The organism is Tardiphaga sp. 866_E4_N1_4 (assembly GCF_052076075.1).
Taxonomy (GTDB): domain Bacteria; phylum Pseudomonadota; class Alphaproteobacteria; order Rhizobiales; family Xanthobacteraceae; genus Tardiphaga; species Tardiphaga robiniae.
In genome coordinates this window covers 129,514-145,828 of record NZ_CP197242.1, presented here as the reverse complement: position 1 = coordinate 145,828, position 16,315 = coordinate 129,514, and the positions used below count along the sequence as shown (strand labels likewise).

General features: G+C 63.2%; 15 protein-coding genes. 1 reads left to right on the top strand and 14 read right to left on the bottom strand.

What is annotated here, in order from left to right; all coding sequences use genetic code 11:
* Positions 1 to 22 precede the first annotated feature (22 nt).
* Positions 23 to 1,033 (bottom strand): bile acid:sodium symporter family protein, encoded by a 1,011-nt coding sequence (locus tag AB8B20_RS00650; RefSeq protein WP_439071319.1) that lies wholly within the window; start codon positions 1,031 to 1,033, stop codon positions 23 to 25.
* Positions 1,034 to 1,131: 98 nt separating this feature from the next.
* On the opposite strand from AB8B20_RS00650, the gene AB8B20_RS00645 reads away from it, so the two are divergent.
* On the top strand, positions 1,132 to 1,995 hold the full coding sequence (locus AB8B20_RS00645; protein WP_439071317.1) for a LysR substrate-binding domain-containing protein: 864 nt from the start codon (positions 1,132 to 1,134) through the stop codon (positions 1,993 to 1,995).
* Positions 1,996 to 2,037: 42 nt separating this feature from the next.
* Here AB8B20_RS00645 and AB8B20_RS00640 read toward each other — a convergent pair whose 3' ends face one another.
* The 13 genes from AB8B20_RS00640 to AB8B20_RS00580 form a co-directional block, all read right to left on the bottom strand.
* Positions 2,038 to 4,116: an acetate--CoA ligase family protein gene (locus tag AB8B20_RS00640; protein ID WP_439071315.1), complete on the bottom strand. Its 2,079-nt coding sequence runs from the start codon at positions 4,114 to 4,116 to the stop codon at positions 2,038 to 2,040.
* Positions 4,113 to 4,481, bottom strand: a complete 369-nt coding sequence (locus tag AB8B20_RS00635) for a Zn-ribbon domain-containing OB-fold protein (protein ID WP_439071314.1) — start codon at positions 4,479 to 4,481, stop codon at positions 4,113 to 4,115. Before AB8B20_RS00635 ends, AB8B20_RS00640 begins: the two co-directional genes overlap by 4 nt.
* Positions 4,478 to 5,614, bottom strand: a complete 1,137-nt coding sequence (locus tag AB8B20_RS00630) for a thiolase family protein (RefSeq protein ID WP_439071313.1) — start codon at positions 5,612 to 5,614, stop codon at positions 4,478 to 4,480. Before AB8B20_RS00630 ends, AB8B20_RS00635 begins: the two co-directional genes overlap by 4 nt.
* A gap of 174 nt (positions 5,615 to 5,788) precedes the next feature.
* Complete coding sequence (locus AB8B20_RS00625) at positions 5,789 to 6,955, bottom strand: acyl-CoA dehydrogenase family protein (protein WP_089267210.1); 1,167 nt, start codon at positions 6,953 to 6,955, stop codon at positions 5,789 to 5,791.
* Between the two features lie 3 nt (positions 6,956 to 6,958).
* The gene (locus AB8B20_RS00620) at positions 6,959 to 8,182 is read right to left on the bottom strand and encodes a CaiB/BaiF CoA transferase family protein (protein WP_439071310.1); all 1,224 of its coding nucleotides are present in this window, start codon (positions 8,180 to 8,182) and stop codon (positions 6,959 to 6,961) included.
* A gap of 142 nt (positions 8,183 to 8,324) precedes the next feature.
* Positions 8,325 to 9,878, bottom strand: coding sequence for a class I adenylate-forming enzyme family protein (locus AB8B20_RS00615; protein WP_439071309.1), 1,554 nt, complete (start codon positions 9,876 to 9,878; stop codon positions 8,325 to 8,327).
* A 29-nt stretch (positions 9,879 to 9,907) separates the two neighbouring features.
* Complete coding sequence (locus AB8B20_RS00610) at positions 9,908 to 11,077, bottom strand: acetyl-CoA acetyltransferase (RefSeq protein WP_439071307.1); 1,170 nt, start codon at positions 11,075 to 11,077, stop codon at positions 9,908 to 9,910.
* A 49-nt stretch (positions 11,078 to 11,126) separates the two neighbouring features.
* A complete protein-coding gene (eda, locus tag AB8B20_RS00605) occupies positions 11,127 to 11,789 on the bottom strand; it encodes a bifunctional 4-hydroxy-2-oxoglutarate aldolase/2-dehydro-3-deoxy-phosphogluconate aldolase (protein WP_439071306.1) in 663 nt (220 codons plus the stop codon).
* A 36-nt stretch (positions 11,790 to 11,825) separates the two neighbouring features.
* Positions 11,826 to 12,728: a sugar kinase gene (locus AB8B20_RS00600; RefSeq protein ID WP_439071304.1), complete on the bottom strand. Its 903-nt coding sequence runs from the start codon at positions 12,726 to 12,728 to the stop codon at positions 11,826 to 11,828.
* Positions 12,729 to 12,735: 7 nt separating this feature from the next.
* Positions 12,736 to 13,722 carry a D-erythronate dehydrogenase gene (gene denD / locus AB8B20_RS00595; RefSeq protein ID WP_439071302.1) on the bottom strand — a complete coding sequence of 329 codons (987 nt, stop codon included), beginning with the start codon at positions 13,720 to 13,722 and terminating at the stop codon, positions 12,736 to 12,738.
* A gap of 163 nt (positions 13,723 to 13,885) precedes the next feature.
* On the bottom strand, positions 13,886 to 14,803 hold the full coding sequence (locus tag AB8B20_RS00590) for a carbohydrate ABC transporter permease (protein ID WP_089267203.1): 918 nt from the start codon (positions 14,801 to 14,803) through the stop codon (positions 13,886 to 13,888).
* On the bottom strand, positions 14,796 to 15,755 hold the full coding sequence (locus AB8B20_RS00585) for a carbohydrate ABC transporter permease (protein ID WP_120291092.1): 960 nt from the start codon (positions 15,753 to 15,755) through the stop codon (positions 14,796 to 14,798). The genes AB8B20_RS00590 and AB8B20_RS00585 overlap by 8 nt, the downstream gene beginning before the upstream one ends.
* Positions 15,756 to 15,825: 70 nt before the next feature.
* Entirely contained in the window at positions 15,826 to 16,239 is a 414-nt protein-coding gene (locus tag AB8B20_RS00580) for a RidA family protein (RefSeq protein WP_439071300.1), read from the bottom strand.
* Positions 16,240 to 16,315 lie beyond the last annotated feature (76 nt).

Here is a 16,315-nt window from a genome sequence, read left to right as displayed (position 1 = left end):
CCTTAACCCAGCGAGCGACGCCTCACGTCGACAGCATCGCGGCTTCGCCTTCGATACCCTGCTCAGCCCGGCGCCCCGCATAGCGCCGCGCAAGGATCGCACAGACGAACAATTGAGCCTGGTGAAACAGCATGATCGGCAGCACGATCAGGCCGAGGGCGTGACCCGGAAACAGGATCGCAGCCATCGGAATGCCGCTGGCCATGCTCTTCTTTGATCCGCAGAAGACAATGGCGATCTCGTCCTCGGTCGAGAAGCCCATCCAGCGGCTAGCCAGCATGGTCGAGACGATGACGACTGCCAGCACCGCCAGATCGATGGCGAGAACCGCTGCGAGAGTGCCGACCGAGAGCTGGCCCCAGATTCCCTCGACCATGCCGGCGCTGAAGGCGGCATAGACGATGAGCAGCACGGAGCCGCGATCGACCGTCGAGGTGAGACGCGAATGGGAGAGCAACCACGCACCGACCCAGGGGCGGATCAACTGCCCGACCACGAAGGGCGCGACGATCTGCGCGGCAATCTCCTCAAACGCCACGATAGAGAATCCGCTACCTGCCGAAGACAGCAACAGCGCAACCAGGATCGGCGTGAGCACGACGCCGAGCAGATTGGACACCGATGCGCTGCACAGCGCCGCCGGGACATTCCCGCGCGCGATCGCGGTGAAGGCGATAGATGATTGTACGGTGGACGGCAGCAGACACATGAAGAGAAGACCGGTGGCGAGGTCGGCTGGCAAATACGGACGCAGCGCGAGACTCGCCGCAACGCCGACGAGCGGAAACAGAAGATAGGTGCTGGAGAACACCATCGACTGCAGCCGCCAATGCAGCAGGCCCTCCTTCACCGCGGTCGGCGACAAGCGCGCACCATAAAGCAGGAAGAGGAGCGCGACAGCAGCGGTGACGGTGTGATCGACATAGACGGCGGCATCGCCGCGCGCGGGCAGGACGGCAGCCAGCGCGACTGTTGCTGTCAGCCACAACAGGAATTGATCGATCGGTAATCTGATATGGCGGCGTGTGATCATAGCGATGACCCTCTGTTTGATGGCCCAAATCTAATTTCTTCCGCCTTGATGCAAAATCCCCATAACAACGATATCAATCATCATGTATCGTGATGACCATGGATTACGTGCCAGTCGACCTGTTGCAAAGCTTCGTCGCGGTTACCGATGCCGGAAGCTTCACCGGTGCGGCCCGTTTGCTGGGCCTGCAACAATCGACCGTCAGCCAGCACATTCGCCGTCTTGAAGAGCAGACCGGCCGTCGCCTATTCGACCGCAGCACCCACCGGGTGGGCCTCACTCCGGATGGCGATGTTCTGCTCGATCATGCGCGCTCGATCCTGGAACGCTATGCCCATCTGCAGCAGTATCTGTCGGCTGCGCCGCTGCGCGGCCGGTTGCGGTTCGGCGCATCGGAAGATTTCGTGCTGTCGGCGTTGCCGAACGTGCTCGCCGCTTTCGCGCGCCGGCATCCGGAGCTTGATATCGAACTGCATTCGGGGCTAAGCGAGGATCTGCGCACGTCATTCGATGCGGGTCGGCTGGATCTCGCACTGGTGAAGCGGCGAGATGGCGACAGCCGGGGCAGGATTGCCTGGAAAGAGCCGATCGAATGGATGGCGCATCCCGAATTCCGGCTCGATCCCGACAGTCCCTTGCCGCTCATCCTCTACCCGCCGCCCAGCATCACGCGCGTCGGCGTGCTGGAGACTCTCGAAGCGGCGGGGCGACGATGGCGCATCGCATTCACGAGCGCCAATGTCTCCGGCCTGAGCGCTGCGGCGCGTGCCGGCATCGGCCTGTTGCCGCATTCAGTCCGCTTGATGCCGCCCGGTTTGACGATCCTGTCGTCACGCGAGGGCTTGCCGAAACTGCCCGACATCCAGTTCGCGGTGATCTTACCGGACCACCCGCCCCCTGCGGTCGAAGCGCTCGCTGCGACCATCATGAACTGGGCCGGTCCGCGCGATCGGCAGAGCTAACGGATCGTCCTTCTCTCCGGCTCACCGATCTGTCCATGCGCCCTACTCCCCCTTGAACACCACGGCGTCCACCACGACGCAGCCGTCCGAGTTCAGCATCACCGGATTGAGGTCGATGCTCATCACCCTGGCAGACGTATCCGCCATCAGCTCGCCGATCCGAACCATCGCATCGACCAGCGCATCGACATCCATCGGCGGCTCACCGCGGACGCCTTCGAACAGCGGCGCGATGCGCAGCTTCGCCAGCGCGCGCTTAGCATCGTCCCTGGTGAATGGCGGCAGCAACAGTGTGGTGTCCTTGAATACCTCGACATATTTGCCGCCGTCGCCGACCATGACCACCGGGCCGAACACGGGATCGCAATGCGCGCCGATCACGATCTCGCGGCGACCGCCGGTCATGGCGGCGACGATGACGCCGTCGAAGCGCGAGCCCTGCTTGCGGATGATCCCTTCCATCTCGGCATAGACCTCACCGACCGCCTCGCGCGAGGCGACGCCAAGCTTGACCAGACCAAGTTCCGACTTGTGGGCGATGTCGGCCGAGCAGCCCTTCACCACCACTTTACCGCCGATGGCATCGAATGCCGCCTCGGCTTCGGCGCGGGAATGCGCGAGCCGATACGGCACCACCGGGATGCCGCGCGATGCCAGCAGAGCGAGGCTGTCGGCTTCATTCAGCATCACGGTCTTGTCGGCCGAGATCAGCGACGATGATGAACCACGCTTGCGCGCCTTCACGCGCGCCATCAGCTCATGATGCGACACATATTGATTCAGCGCGGTGACCGCCTCGACCTCGGTCGGGAACACCGAGACACCCTGGGCCTGGAACTCCTTGGCGACGCTCGGCTGCGTCGCGGCGACCACCAGCGGCTTGCCGGTCTGCTCAGCGAAAGCGGCACTGTCGCGCGCGAAGGCCGGGACGTCGTAGCCCGGGCCCGCCACGGGCACGCCAATGACAAAAGCATCGGCCGCAGGATCTTCGGCGATCACCGGCAGGATGTCGCCGAACAGCCGGCTGTTCGACAGCAGCGCCGCGGTGAGATCGATCGGGTTGGTCGTGGTGGCGAAGCTTGGCAGGATGCCCTTCAGCTTCTTGTCGGTCTCGGGTGCCAGCTTGGCCATCGGCATGCCGACGGTCGAAGCAGCATCCGCGGTCATCACGCAGACCGCGCCGGAATTGCTGATCGCGACCAGGCGACGGCCCTGCGGCTTCCAGCCCTTCAGATAAAGCTCGGTCGCCTCGACGAGACCGCGCATGTCCGGCGCGCGCCAGATGCCGTGATGTTCGAGGAAGGCGTCGACCACGCGATCTTCATTGGCGAGCGCGCCGGTATGCGACTGCGCCGCCGCCTTGCCGGCATCGGTGCGGCCGGATTTCAGCGCGATGATCGGCAGGTTGCGATGGAGCGCGACTTCGGAGAGTTCCTCCAGATACTTCTTCTCCGGGATGCTCTCCAGATAGAGCAGCATCAGCTTCACTTCCGGATCCTCGGCGACCGCGATGGCGAGTTCGCCGACCGTGATGTCGCTATCATTGCCGGTGGCGTGGCTGTGGCGGACACCGATGCCGCGCGGATTGAGGAAGCCGACCGGCACCGTGGACAGGGCGCCGCTCTGGCTGAGCATGGCGACATGGCCTTCAACGCGCTCGAATTCCATGAACATGGTGGAGAAGGACGCGATGGCGCCGGTGCCGAAATTGGCGAGGCCCTGTGTATTCGGGCCAACGATGCGCATGCCGTGCTTATGCGCAATCTCGACCATGCGGCGCTCTTTCGCCTTGCCGGCGATCGCGTCGACCTCGCCGAAGCCCGAGGCCATCACCAGTGCGATCTTGACGCCAGCCTTGGCGCAATCCTCGACAGCGCCGATGGCATTATCGCCGGCGACCGCGACAATCACCATTTCCGGCGCTTCCGGCAGATCGGCGAGGCTCTTGTAGCACTTCTCGCCCTGAATCTCGGTGCGCGACGGATTGATCGGGTAGATCTTGCCCTTGAAGCCGAACTTCTGGAGATAGTGGACCGGACGGCCGCCGACCTTGTTGGGATTTTCCGAGGCGCCGATGATGGCCACGGATTTCGGATCGAGGGCGAAGCGCAGACGGCTCATTGAGGAGTCTTTTCGAAGAACGGTACGAGGCGGCCGGTGAATCGCCGATAGCCGGCTTTTACCTTGTCGCCGATGACGAGATCGTTGGCGCCGTGGGCCATCATGCGAAAGCCTTCGGCGGTGTCGATGAGCAGAATATTATAGGGCACATGCTCGCGCGCTTCCGGCGTGCCGGCGCGCAGCACGAGGGACGACGCATAGACGGTGCCCTCGCCGCTCGCTTGCTTGTCGTCGAGATCGGGCGACCCGCAGGCCGCGCAAAAACTGCGACGGAAATACTGGATCGATTGGCAGGCGCGGCAGCTTTGATAACTGATCGCTTCAGTGCCAGTGGTCCAGTCGGCGGCAGGCTCGAGCTCGCTCATGATACGCGCTCCAGGAACATGCTGACATGGGACGACAGCACACCGCCGTCACCGTGCAGCAGCGCGACGGAAGCATCCCTGACCTGACGGTTCTCGGCCCTGCCTGTCATCTGCAGATGTGTTTCGACGAGATGCGCCATGGCGCCACCGACGCCGCAATGACCGTAGCTCAGAAGACCGCCGTGGGTGTTGAGCGGCATCGCGCCGTGTTGGCTGAAATGACCGGCACGCACGCGTGCCGCTGCCTCGCCGCGGCCGGCAAGGCCGAGATCTTCGAGCAGCATCGCCAGTGTGATGGTGAAGCTGTCATAGACCGCGGCATAGCGCACGTCGGAGATTTCGATGCCCGTCGCCTTCTTCGCGCGCGCGATGGCGATCTCGGCGCCGAGTTCGGACAGCGCCGGCGCCGCGGTAATGTGCTGATGGGTATGCGCCTGCGCAGCGCCGCGGACGCGGATTTTGGTTGGGCTGGTCGGCTCATAGCTGATCACGAAAGCCGCGCCGCCATCGGACACCGGGCAGCAGTCGAGCAGCTTCAGCGGTGTCGCGATGGTCTTCGAGGCCATCACGTCGGCAACGTTGATCGGCTCGTGAAACTGCGCACCGGGATGAGTCAGCGCATGCTGGCGCATCAGCACAGCGAATTCGGCGAGGTCTTCCTGCGTGACGCCGTATTCATGCATGTATCTGTTAGCAACGAGGCCGTAATAGGCCGGGATGGTCGGGCCGAGCGGAACTTCGTAGGTGGGATGGCCGACCTGTGCCAGCGCCTGGATCGATGCGTCGCGGCTCTGGCCGGTGAGCCGGTTCTCGCCCCCGACCACCAGCACATGTTTGGCAACGCCGCCCTCGACCAGCTGATGCGCCAGCATCGCCATCGCCATCCCGGTGGCGCCGCCGACCTGGATGGCATGCGCGTAAGACGGCGTGATGCCGAAGTGCTCGGCGAACACGGTCGCCAGCATGATATGCGGCATGGTGGTGGAATAGCCGCACAGGAAGCCGTCGATATCGCCGCGTTTGAGGCCAGCATCGGCGAGCGCGAGCTCGGCGGCGCGGCTCATCAGGTCGATGGTCGATGAGCCCTCGTGCTTGCCGTAGGGAAGAAGACCAACGCCGGTGATGTAGCTCATGACAAACACTCCGGCAGCAGTGCTCCCCTCCCCCCAGCGAAGCTTCGCAAGGCGGCGACGGGTCGGGGGCGGGGGTAGCCGCGGATGACGTCGCCTGTGGTAACCCTGACCCTCCCCCGCAAGGGGGGAGGGAATCGAGAGGCCGGTGTTGCGACGCGACCACTATCGTCATCGTCAATACGACTTCGGCAAACCGAGCGCCTTCTCGGCGATGAAGCTCAGGATCAGTTCGCGGCTGATCGGTGCGATGCGCGGGATCAGTGACTCCCGCAAATAGCGCTCGACGTGATATTCCTTGGCATAACCAAAGCCGCCATGGGTCATCACCGCCTGCTCGCAGGCGTGATAGCCAGCTTCGCCCGCGAGATACTTCGCCGAATTCGCGGCGGGGCCACAGGGCAGTCCCTGGTCATATTGCCAGCCGGCCGACAGCACCATCAGCCAGGCGGCTTCCAGCTCCATCCAGTTCTTGGCGAGCGGATGCTGGATCGCCTGGTTCTGGCCGATCGGGCGGTTGAACACGTTGCGCACCTTGGCGTAGTCGGCCGCCTTCCTCAGTGCAGCCTTGCCGAGACCGACGGCTTCCGCCGCGATCAGGATGCGCTCCGGATTCATCCCGTGCAGGATATATTCGAAACCGTGGCCCTCCTCGCCGATGCGATCCTCGACCGGAATTTCAAAATCGGCAATGAACAGCTCGTTGGAGTCGACGGCCTTGCGGCCGAGCTTTTCGATCTCGTGCACGGCGATCTTGGAGCGGTCGAGATCCGTATAGAACAGGCTGAGCCCATGCGTCGGGCTCTTCACCTCTTCAAGCGGCGTGGTGCGCGCCAGCAACAGGATTTTTTCGGCGACCTGCGCGGTGGAGATCCAGACCTTCTGGCCGTTGACGATGTAGCGATCGCCCTTGCGCACGGCGCGGGTCTTGAGCTGCGTGGTGTTGAGACCGGTATTGGGCTCGGTCACCGCGAAGCAGGATTTCTCGGTGCCGTCCACGATGGGCGGCAGCATACGCGCGCATTGTTCGGGCGTGCCGAAGACGACGACGGGGTTGAGGCCGAACACATTCATATGCACGGCTGACGCACCCGACATGCCGGCGCCGGATTCCGAAATCGCCCTCATCATGATCGCGGCCTCAGTGATTCCCAAGCCCGAGCCGCCATATTCCTCGGGTATACAGATGCCGAGCCAGCCGGCATCGGCCATCGCCTTGTGGAAGTCGATGGGGAAACCGCCCTCCTTGTCCTTCTTCAGCCAGTAGGCATCGTCGAAGCGCGCGCAGATCTTCTCGATGGCGTCGCGGATGGATTCCTGGTTGGCGTCGAGGGCGAAATCCATGCGTTACAGCTCCGACGTATCTGGGATAGCGGCCTGTCGGAGCACGCCATCCTTGTGCATTTTCTCGATCTGCTCGGACGTATAGCCGACCTCGGCCAGCACTTCGGCATTCTGCTCGCCGAGATGCGACGCGAGACGAGTCGGATTGACCGGGGTCTTCGACCAGGTCGCCGACACCTTCATGCTGCGGATCGCGCCTTCGGTCGGATGCTCGACCTGCTGGAAGAAGTCGGTCGCCAGCATATGCGGGTCCTGCATCATGCTTTCGAGCGTGTGCATCGGGGTTGACGGCACGTCGGCGTCATCGAGCAGCTTGGCCCACTCAGCCGTCGTCCTGGTCTTAAAGATGCGCGACAGTTCGGCGTTCACCGTGTCGATATGCTGGATGCGCTGCGGGAAGGTCGCGAAACGCGGATCGTCAAACAGTTCCTCGCGGCCGACATGCTTGAGGAAGCTCTTCCACTGCTTGTCGTTATACACCATCGCACAGATATAGCCGTCCGAGGTCTGGTACGGCCGGCGGTCCGGCGAGAGGTGACGGCCGTAGCCGCCCTTGTCGAGCGGCGGATCGTAAGTGAGGCCGCCCATGTGGTCGCCCATCATGAAGCTCGCCATGGTCTCGAACATCGGGATATCGACGCGCTGGCCCTCGCCGGTCTTGTCCCGATGCACAACGCTGGCAAGGATGGCGCCAAGCGCGGTGAGCCCGACGATGCGATCGACCAGCGCATTCGGCACATAACGCGGCACACCGTCGCTGCTGATGCGCGCATTCAATGCGGGCAGCGCGGTGGCACCCTGGATCAGGTCGTCATAAGCGGGCTTGGCGGCATAGGGGCCGGCCTGGCTGAAGCCGAACACGCCGGCATAGATCAGCCGCGGATTGATCTTGGCCATGACGCCATAGCCGAGATTGAGCCGCGCCATTGCCGCCGGGCGGACATTGTAGACCAGCACGTCGGCGGTCTCGACCAGCTTGAGCAGCGCCGCACGCCCCTCTTCCTTCTTGAGGTCGATGCAGACGCAGCGCTTGCTGCGATTGGTATTCAGGAAAATCGGGCCCATGCCGGGATTGCGCATCGGCCCGATCGAGCGGACCACGTCGCCATCGGGGGACTCCACCTTGATCACATCAGCGCCGTAGTCACCCAGCGTCTGGGTGCAATAAGGCCCCATCATCACCGAAGTCATATCGATGATCCTGATCCCGTGAAGTGGTCCCGTCAAAGTCGTTTGCTCCCGAAAAACGTGGTGAGGCGCTGATCCGCGCCGCTATTGCCTTCGTCTTAGCGGGACGTTCGGCGGGCGCAAGGGCGCCAGACGCGGGGCCGTATGCGTGGGATGCCGGTACGCGTCAAAGTGGTAACGGCTAGCCGGCCCCCGCCGGTGCCGAAGCGCGCATCATCTCCCGCAGCTCGGTCTTGAGCACTTTGCCGTAATTGTTCTTCGGCAGCCCATCCAGATAGACGTAGCGCTTGGGGCGCTTGAAACGAGCGATATTGGCGAGGCAATGCGCGTCGAGCGCAGCATCGTCGGCGGATGCGCCGGGCTCCAGCACCACACAGGCGACCACGACCTCGCCCCAGTCCGGCTCCGGCACCCCGATCGCCGAGACTTCCCGCACAGCGGGATGCGTCAGCAGCGCCTCCTCGACCTCGCGCGGATAGATATTGGTACCGCCGGAAATGATGACGTCCTTGGAGCGGTCGGACAGCGTGAGAAAGCCATCTTCGTCGAGCCGCCCGACATCGCCGGTGCGGAGCCAGCCGTCCTTCAATGTCTCGGCGTTGGCCTTGTCGTTGTTCCAGTAGCCGAGCATCACAGCCGGCCCCTTGGCCTCGACCTCGCCGGTCTCGCCTGTAGGCAAAGGCTTGCCGTCGGCATCGGTGATCCTCACCGACATCACACTCTGTGCCGGGCCGACCGAAGCGAGGCGTTCGAGATAGCGCGGGTGTTCGGTATCGGCGTGGAAGGCGCGCGGCAGCGAAGTGATCGTCATCGGCGATTCACCCTGGCCGTAGATCTGCACGAAGCGCTGCCCCATGGTCGCTATGGCGTCGCGAATGTCGGCCAGATACATCGGCCCTCCGCCATAGACGATGGTGCGCAACCCCTCGCCGCTCTCGCCGCGCTTCTTCGCCGCATCGACCAGACGCCGCACCATGGTGGGTGCTGCAAACATCGCGACATCGCCAAGTTGCTTGCCGAGATCGAGCACTTCGTCCGGCTCAAAGCCCTGGCTCTCCGGCACGACGTGGCGCGCAGCCATACGGATATGGATGAAATTATAGAGACCGGCGCCATGCGAGATCGGCGCGGCATAGAGGATGGCATCGCGCTGATGCACCTGATCCACATCGGCGAGATAGCACATGGACATGGCCACCAGATTGCCATGGCTGAGCATCACGCCTTTCGGCCGCCCGGTGGTGCCGGAGGTGTAGAACAGCCAGGCGAGATCGTTGTCGTCGCGGGACCGCGGCACCGCGGACACCGGTTCACCATGCTGCAATTCGTGAAACGTCTCGCTGTCGATGGACAGCATCTGCATGCCGGTCGGCAGGTCTTCCTCGACCTGAACAAGCGCGCCACGGCTGTCGTCGTCGACAAAGGCCAGCCTCGCGCCAGCATTGTCGCAGATCCACGCGGCCTCGCGGCCATGCAACTTGGCATTGATCGGAATCACGACAGCGCCGATCCACCACACCGCATAGAGGCATTCAAGATATTGCGTGGCGTTCGACATGAACAGCGCGACGCGGTCGCCAGGCTGAATGCCGTAATCGCGCACGAGGCCGGCACCGATGGCAGCGGCACGGCGCGCGAAGGTAGCGTAGTCAGCCTGAACCGTGGTGCCGGTCAGCAGCGCCGGCGCGTGCGGATGCAGGCGTGCCGACGATGCCAGCCATTGTGCGACATTCATTGTACGATCTTCTTGGCGTCGCCCGCGCGTTACTTCGCGGGCTCGAGGATCGAGACGTAATTTGCCACTGCGGCACCACCCATGTTGAAGATGCCGGCGAGTTTCGCATTTTTGATCTGCATGCCCTCGGGCGCCTGACCCAGCAATTGCATTGCGCTGAGCACATGCATGGAGACGCCGGTGGCGCCGATGGGGTGACCCTTGGCCTTGAGGCCTCCGGACGGATTGATCGGCAGCTTGCCGTCCTTCTGGGTCCAGCCTTCCTTGATGGCGCGCGCGCCCTGCCCGCGCGGCGTCAGGCCCATCGCCTCATATTCGATCAGTTCGGCGACGGTGAAACAGTCATGCGTCTCGACGAAAGAGAGATCGCCGATCTCGACGCCGGCGGTCTTCAGCGCCTTCTGCCAGGCCACGGTGCAGCCCTCGAATTGAAGGATGTCGCGCTTGGACATCGGCAGGAAATCCTGCGCGTGGCCGGTGGCCTTGATGTTGACGGCCTTGCCCATGGTCTTGGCGGTCTCGGAATCGGTCAGCACCAATGCCGCGGCGCCGTCGGACACCAGCGAGCAGTCGGTGCGCTTCAAGGGACCGGCGACGAACGGGTTCTTTTCGCTTTCGGAGCGGCAGAATTCGAAGCCGACATCCTTGCGCATCTGCGCATAGGGATTGTGGACGCCATTGGCGTGGTTCTTGGCGGCGATCATGGCCAGCGCATCGGACTGATCTCCGTACTTCTGGAAATACTTCTGCGCGATGCCGCCGAACACGCCGGCGAAGCCCGCAGGCGTCTCGCCGTCTTCCGGCAGATAGGACGCGCGGAGCAGGTTCTTGCCGATCTCGGGACCCGGCGTGCGGGTCATCTGCTCGACGCCAACCACGAGCACGATCTTGGCGGCGCCGGCGGCGATGGACTTGATGCCCTGATGCACGGCGGCCGAACCGGTGGCACAGGCATTCTCGACGCGGGTGGCGGGCTTGAAGCGCAGTGCCGGATCGGCCTGCAGCACCAGCGACGCGGTAAAATCCTGCGGCGAGAAGCCGGCGTTGAAATGGCCGAGCACTATCTCATCGACGTCAGATGCGGAGATGCCGGCATCGGCCATGGCTTCGGTCGCGACGCGAACCACCATGCTCTCGACGGTCTCGGCGTCGAATTTCCCGAAAGGCATATGCGCCCAACCAACGATGCTGGCAGTCATGGTCGTCTCCCTGATCGATTTCAAATATTGAGCCCGTTATAGCCCGGCTTCATGGCGCTTGCAGGCTTTTCATGGTCCGCGCGCACATGGCCGTTATGCCTGCCCAATCGCCGGAACGTATCATTGACGACGGACAGATCCAGGACCCGCCGACCGCCAGAACCATCGGCTCGGTGAGCCAGCTCGCCGCATTGGCCTCGCCGATCCCGCCCGTCGGACAAAATCTGACATCCGGAAACGGGCCCGCCCATGCGCGCAACATCGCAATGCCACCGGCCTGTTCCGCGGGGAAGAACTTGAGCACATCAAAACCGCGTTCGCGCGCCTGCATCAGTTCCGAGGCCGAGGCGACGCCCGGCAGGAAATGCAGATCGCTGGAAGCTGCGATGTCCAGCAATTCGCGCGTCGCGCCGGGACTGACCGTAAAGCGCGCCCCGATGGCATAGGCCTTCTGGAAATCCCCCGGCGTGAGCACCGTGCCGATGCCGACAATGGCCTCCGGCACTTCGGCGATGACGGCCTTCGCCGCCTCCACTGCAGCCTCGGTGCGCAAGGTGATCTCCAGCGTGCGGATACCGCCGGCGACCAGTGCCCGCGCAAGCGGTAAGGCGTCGGCAACACGTTCGATCGTGAGCACGGGAACGACGAATGCTGCCTTCAGCAGCTTTCGCAGATGGTCCTGACGTTGACCGATATCGAGAGGCTTGTTCATGCGGATGGTCCTCCCATGAGGGTGCGTCGAACGCGATCATATCGGGGGCATCGCCGTGCGCGGGATGATCGCTCCGGGATGGCAGACGACAGTGCCGGCGAGATAGTGACCTGCCTGTGCGGCGGCGACAGGCTGAGCGCCGCTCAGACGTGCGTGCAGATAGGCAGCAGCGAAACTGTCGCCGGCCGCGGTGGTATCGACTACCGCGCCCCTGACCGGCTCGGCCTCGACGCGCTGCGGCTCGCCGTTGTGGCGTATGATGCTCGCGGGACTGTCGAGCTTGAGCACTACTTCATCTGCTTCAATACGCGACAGCAGCTTGTCCTCGGCCTCGCCGGGATAGAGCGGCAACAAGTCCTCGACCGAGGCGAGCACGATATCGGAGACCGCAAAAGCATCCTGAAACGCGGCGCGCGCCAGATCGAGATCGGGCCAGCCGCGGGCGCGGAAATTCGTGTCGAAGGCGATACGGACGCCGGCCGTGCGGCTGCGCTGGAGTGCGGCAAGCAAGCGGTCGCGCCCCGCCACGTCGAACAGCGACAGCGTGATGGCCGAGAGATAGATCAGATCATAGTCCGCGAGCGACGCCAGCAGCGCGTCGGTCTCGGGCAGACCTAGCAGGCTGCGGACAGCCGAGGCATCGCGCCAGTGATAGAAGCGGCGCTCGCCCGCCTCATTGGTCTCGATCATATACAAACCAGGCAGCTTGCCCTTGAGGCGCATCACACGCTCGGTGCCAATGCCCTCGGCCTGCCAGCCGGCAATCATCTCGTCGCTGAGCGGGTCGTCGCCAAGCGCGGTGACATAATCGACCTCCGCGCCAAGCCTGGCGAGATAGACCGCAGTGTTCAGCGTGTCGCCGCCAAAGGACCGCGTCAGGTGCCCAGCCGACATCTGACGCAGCTCGATCATGCATTCGCCGATGCTGGCGATCCGCATGGTGGCCTCACTCGACCAACTTGCCGCCGAGTTCATCCTCGATATGGATGCGGATGATGTCGTCGAAGGTTTTCTCGGCCGTGGTGAAGCCGAGCTTCAGCGCGCGCGCAGTGTCGAAATCGCGCGGCCAGCCGGACACGATTCCGGTGATGACCGGATCAGTCTCGCGCTTGATGCGGGCGACGACGTTCTTGCCGGCGACGCGCTCCAGCGCGGCGATCTGCTCGCCGACGGTGACTGACATGCCGGGCATGCTGAGATTACGCCGCGGGCCCATGGCCTGAAGATCCATGGTGCCAGCGTGAACGAGGAAGCCCACGGCTGAGCGCGGCGATGCGTGCCAGTGGCGGACATCCTCGGACACCGGCAGGATGGCTTCCTTGCCAGCCAGCGGCTCGCGGATGATGTTGGAGAAGAAACCGGAGGCGGCCTTGTTCGGTGCGCCCGGACGGACGCAGATGGTCGGCAGGCGGATGCCGATGCCGTCCAGGAAGCCCTTGCGGGTGTAGTCGGCGATCAGCATTTCGCAGATCGACTTCTGAGTGCCATAGGAGGTCAGCGGCGTGTGAATGAACTCGTCGCCGATCTTGTCGGGGAACGGCGCGCCGAATACCGCGATGGACGAGGTGAAGACCAGCCGCGGCTTGTAACCACCGCCGACGGCGCGGATAGCGTCAATCAGGTAGCGGGTGCCGTCGAGATTGATGCGATAGCCCTTGTCGAAATCGGCCTCCGCCTCCCCCGACACGATGGCAGCGAGATGAAAGATCACCTCAGGTTTGTGGGCGACCAGCGGCGCAGCCGTCTTTGGATCGGCGAAGTCCGATGTCACCAGTTCGATCGGAATCGACGCGCCCGCTGGCTTCGCCGGCGCCACCACATCCTGCAGCGTCATGCGGGTGATGTCGCGATTGCCGAGACGACCGTCGCGAACCAGTTTCTCTGTGAGCTTGCGGCCAACCATGCCGGCGGCGCCGAGGATGAGGATGTGCAAGGGAAAACTCCTTCTTGTTGTTCTTGGGTTCAACTCTGGCCCTCATGGTGAGGAGGCGCCTCTTTGGCTCCGTCTCGAACCATGAATGAGACTACGGCCATCCTTCGAGACGCGGTCGAAGGCGACCGCTCCTCAGGATGAGGGCGGTACATTGGGTAGCCGCCTACTCCTTCACCGCGCCTGTCATCGCCGACACATAGTGCTCGACGAAGAACGCATACAGGATCACCAGCGGCAGCGAGCCAACCAGCGCGCCGGCCATCAGCGAGCCCCATTTGTAGATGTCGCCATCGACGAATTCGTTGACGATGGCCACCGGCACGGTCTTGTTCTGGGTCGATTGCAGGAAGGTCAGCGCATAGATGAACTCGTTCCAGCACAGCGTGAACGAGAAGATGAAGGCCGAGATCAGGCCGGGCACCGCGAGCGGGATGATGATCTTGACCAGGATCTGCCAGCGCGAGGCGCCGTCGATCAGCGCGCACTCTTCGAGCTCGAACGGAATGGTCTTGAAATAGCCCATCAGGAGCCAGGTCGAGAACGGGATCAGGAGCGTCGGATAGACCAGGATCAGCGACAGCGGCGAGTCGAACAGGCCGTAAGCCTGGATGACCGACGCCAGCGGGATGAACAGGATCGACGGCGGCACGAGATAGGCCATGAAGATCAGCGCGCCAACCGTCTCCGCACCACGGAAGCGCAGCCGCACGATGGCATAGGCGGCGAGCACACTGGCGACGATCGACAGAAATGTCGAAGCCGCTGCCACATACATCGTATTCCACAGCCACTGCGGATAGTTGGTTTCGAACAGCAGCTTTTGAATGTGCTTGAAGGTCGGCTTGATCACCCAGAACGGATTGAACCGCTCCATGTCGATCAGTTGCTCGTCGGGTTTGATCGAGGTCAGCGCCATCCAGTAGAACGGGAACAGCAGGATCACCACGATGATGAACAGCGGGATGTAGAGCGTGACGATGCGCCTCGGCAGCGACTCCAGATAGGCCATGCCCTCGCTGTGATCGTCTTTCTCGACGGTCGGCGCGACGGCTGTGCGGTGATCGACGGCGTGATCAGTCATTGTCAGTGCCTTGCTGCCACTTGCGGCGTTGCATGCCGAACCAGGAAATGGCGATGGCTGCCAGGAGGAACGGGATCATGGCGGTGGCGATGGCTGCGCCCTCGCCGAGCCGACCCGAAAGAATGCCGCGCTGATAGCTCAGCGTCGCCATCAGATGCGTTGCATTCACCGGACCGCCGCGAGTCAGCGCCCAGATCAGCTGGAAGTCGGTAAACGTAAACAGCACCGAGAAGGTCATGACCACGGCGATGATCGGCGTCAGCAGCGGATAGGTGATGAAGCGGAAGCGCTGCCACGACGTGGCGCCATCCAGCGTCGCCGCTTCATAGAGCGACGGCGACACGGTCTGCAGGCCCGCCAGCAGCGTAATCGCGACGAACGGCACACCGCGCCAGATATTGGCGAAGATCACGCTCCCTCGTGCCCAGTTGCTGTCGCCCAAGAAATTGATGTTGTGGTCGATCAGGCCCATTTTGATCAGCGACCACGAGATGATCGAAAACTGCGAGTCGTAGATCCACCAGAACGCGATGGCCGACAGCACCGTCGGCACGATGAACGGGATCAGCACGGCGGCGCGGATCAGCGCCTTGAACGGCATGTGGCGGTTGAGCAGCAGCGCCAGATAGAGGCCGACGGCGAATTTGATGGCCGAGGCGACGATCGTATAGAGTAGCGTATTAAACACCGAGAGCCAGAAGATGCTGTCGTCCTTCAGCCACTCGTAGTTCTCTAGTCCGACAAACACGCCGCCGCGACCGATACGGTCATCAGTGAAGCTCATCCAGACGCCGAGGAACAGTGGGTAAGCGAGAAACAGCAGCAGGAATGCCGCGGCCGGCAGCATGAACCACAGTGCGAGCCAGTTGCGGTTGATCCGCAGCCGGTCCCAGGCCGAGGATCTGGGGATCACTTTCCCTGCCCCCGGCATCGATGTCTGGATCGTAGTCATTGCAAGATAGCTCCAGTCGGATGTCGGCTTTGGTCTGATGTCGTGCAGTCAGTCATGCGTCATGATCCGGTTACGGCAGGATCGCTTCGCCCTCGATCTCAACACGTGCGTGCGGATCGATCAGGGCGGAGACCTGAACCAGCGTCATCGCTGGAAAATGCTTGCCGAGCGTCGCGCCCCAGGCCTCGCCAATCGCGGCGCCGGACGTCTTGAATGCGTTGATGTCGGTGACATAGGCGCGCAGCATCACGATTTGTTTGGGCTCGCCGCCCGCCGTCTTCAGCACGGTGACGAGATTCTCCATTGCGTAGCGCCACTGCGTCCCGAAGTCGGATTCCGCGGCGACCTCGCCCTGCCCGTTCTGCTTGCCGAGTTGACCGGAGATGCGGACGCTCCGCGTACCGCCGGCCACCACCGCATGCGCAAAACCGCGCGGCCGTGCCCAGCCTTCCGGGAGAACTGTCTTGTAGTCGGTCTCTGGCATTCCCATTCCCATCGTTCAGGCAGCCTATTGTGAAATGAGATTCACGGCTGCTTCGGAGAGTTGCCGGCGCGGGTCG

Excerpts from the sequence above, each read along its gene's own strand:
- AB8B20_RS00650 (WP_439071319.1), bottom strand. The coding sequence starts at position 1,033 with ATGATCACACGCCGCCATATCAGATTACCGATCGATCAATTCCTGTTG.
- AB8B20_RS00645 (WP_439071317.1), top strand. The coding sequence starts at position 1,132 with ATGGATTACGTGCCAGTCGACCTGTTGCAAAGCTTCGTCGCGGTTACC.
- AB8B20_RS00640 (WP_439071315.1), bottom strand. The coding sequence starts at position 4,116 with ATGAGCCGTCTGCGCTTCGCCCTCGATCCGAAATCCGTGGCCATCATC.
- AB8B20_RS00635 (WP_439071314.1), bottom strand. The coding sequence starts at position 4,481 with ATGAGCGAGCTCGAGCCTGCCGCCGACTGGACCACTGGCACTGAAGCG.
- AB8B20_RS00630 (WP_439071313.1), bottom strand. The coding sequence starts at position 5,614 with ATGAGCTACATCACCGGCGTTGGTCTTCTTCCCTACGGCAAGCACGAG.
- AB8B20_RS00625 (WP_089267210.1), bottom strand. The coding sequence starts at position 6,955 with ATGGATTTCGCCCTCGACGCCAACCAGGAATCCATCCGCGACGCCATC.
- AB8B20_RS00615 (WP_439071309.1), bottom strand. The coding sequence starts at position 9,878 with ATGAATGTCGCACAATGGCTGGCATCGTCGGCACGCCTGCATCCGCAC.
- AB8B20_RS00610 (WP_439071307.1), bottom strand. The coding sequence starts at position 11,077 with ATGACTGCCAGCATCGTTGGTTGGGCGCATATGCCTTTCGGGAAATTC.
- eda (WP_439071306.1), bottom strand. The coding sequence starts at position 11,789 with ATGAACAAGCCTCTCGATATCGGTCAACGTCAGGACCATCTGCGAAAG.
- AB8B20_RS00600 (WP_439071304.1), bottom strand. The coding sequence starts at position 12,728 with ATGCGGATCGCCAGCATCGGCGAATGCATGATCGAGCTGCGTCAGATG.
- AB8B20_RS00590 (WP_089267203.1), bottom strand. The coding sequence starts at position 14,803 with ATGACTGATCACGCCGTCGATCACCGCACAGCCGTCGCGCCGACCGTC.
- AB8B20_RS00585 (WP_120291092.1), bottom strand. The coding sequence starts at position 15,755 with ATGACTACGATCCAGACATCGATGCCGGGGGCAGGGAAAGTGATCCCC.
- AB8B20_RS00580 (WP_439071300.1), bottom strand. The coding sequence starts at position 16,239 with ATGCCAGAGACCGACTACAAGACAGTTCTCCCGGAAGGCTGGGCACGG.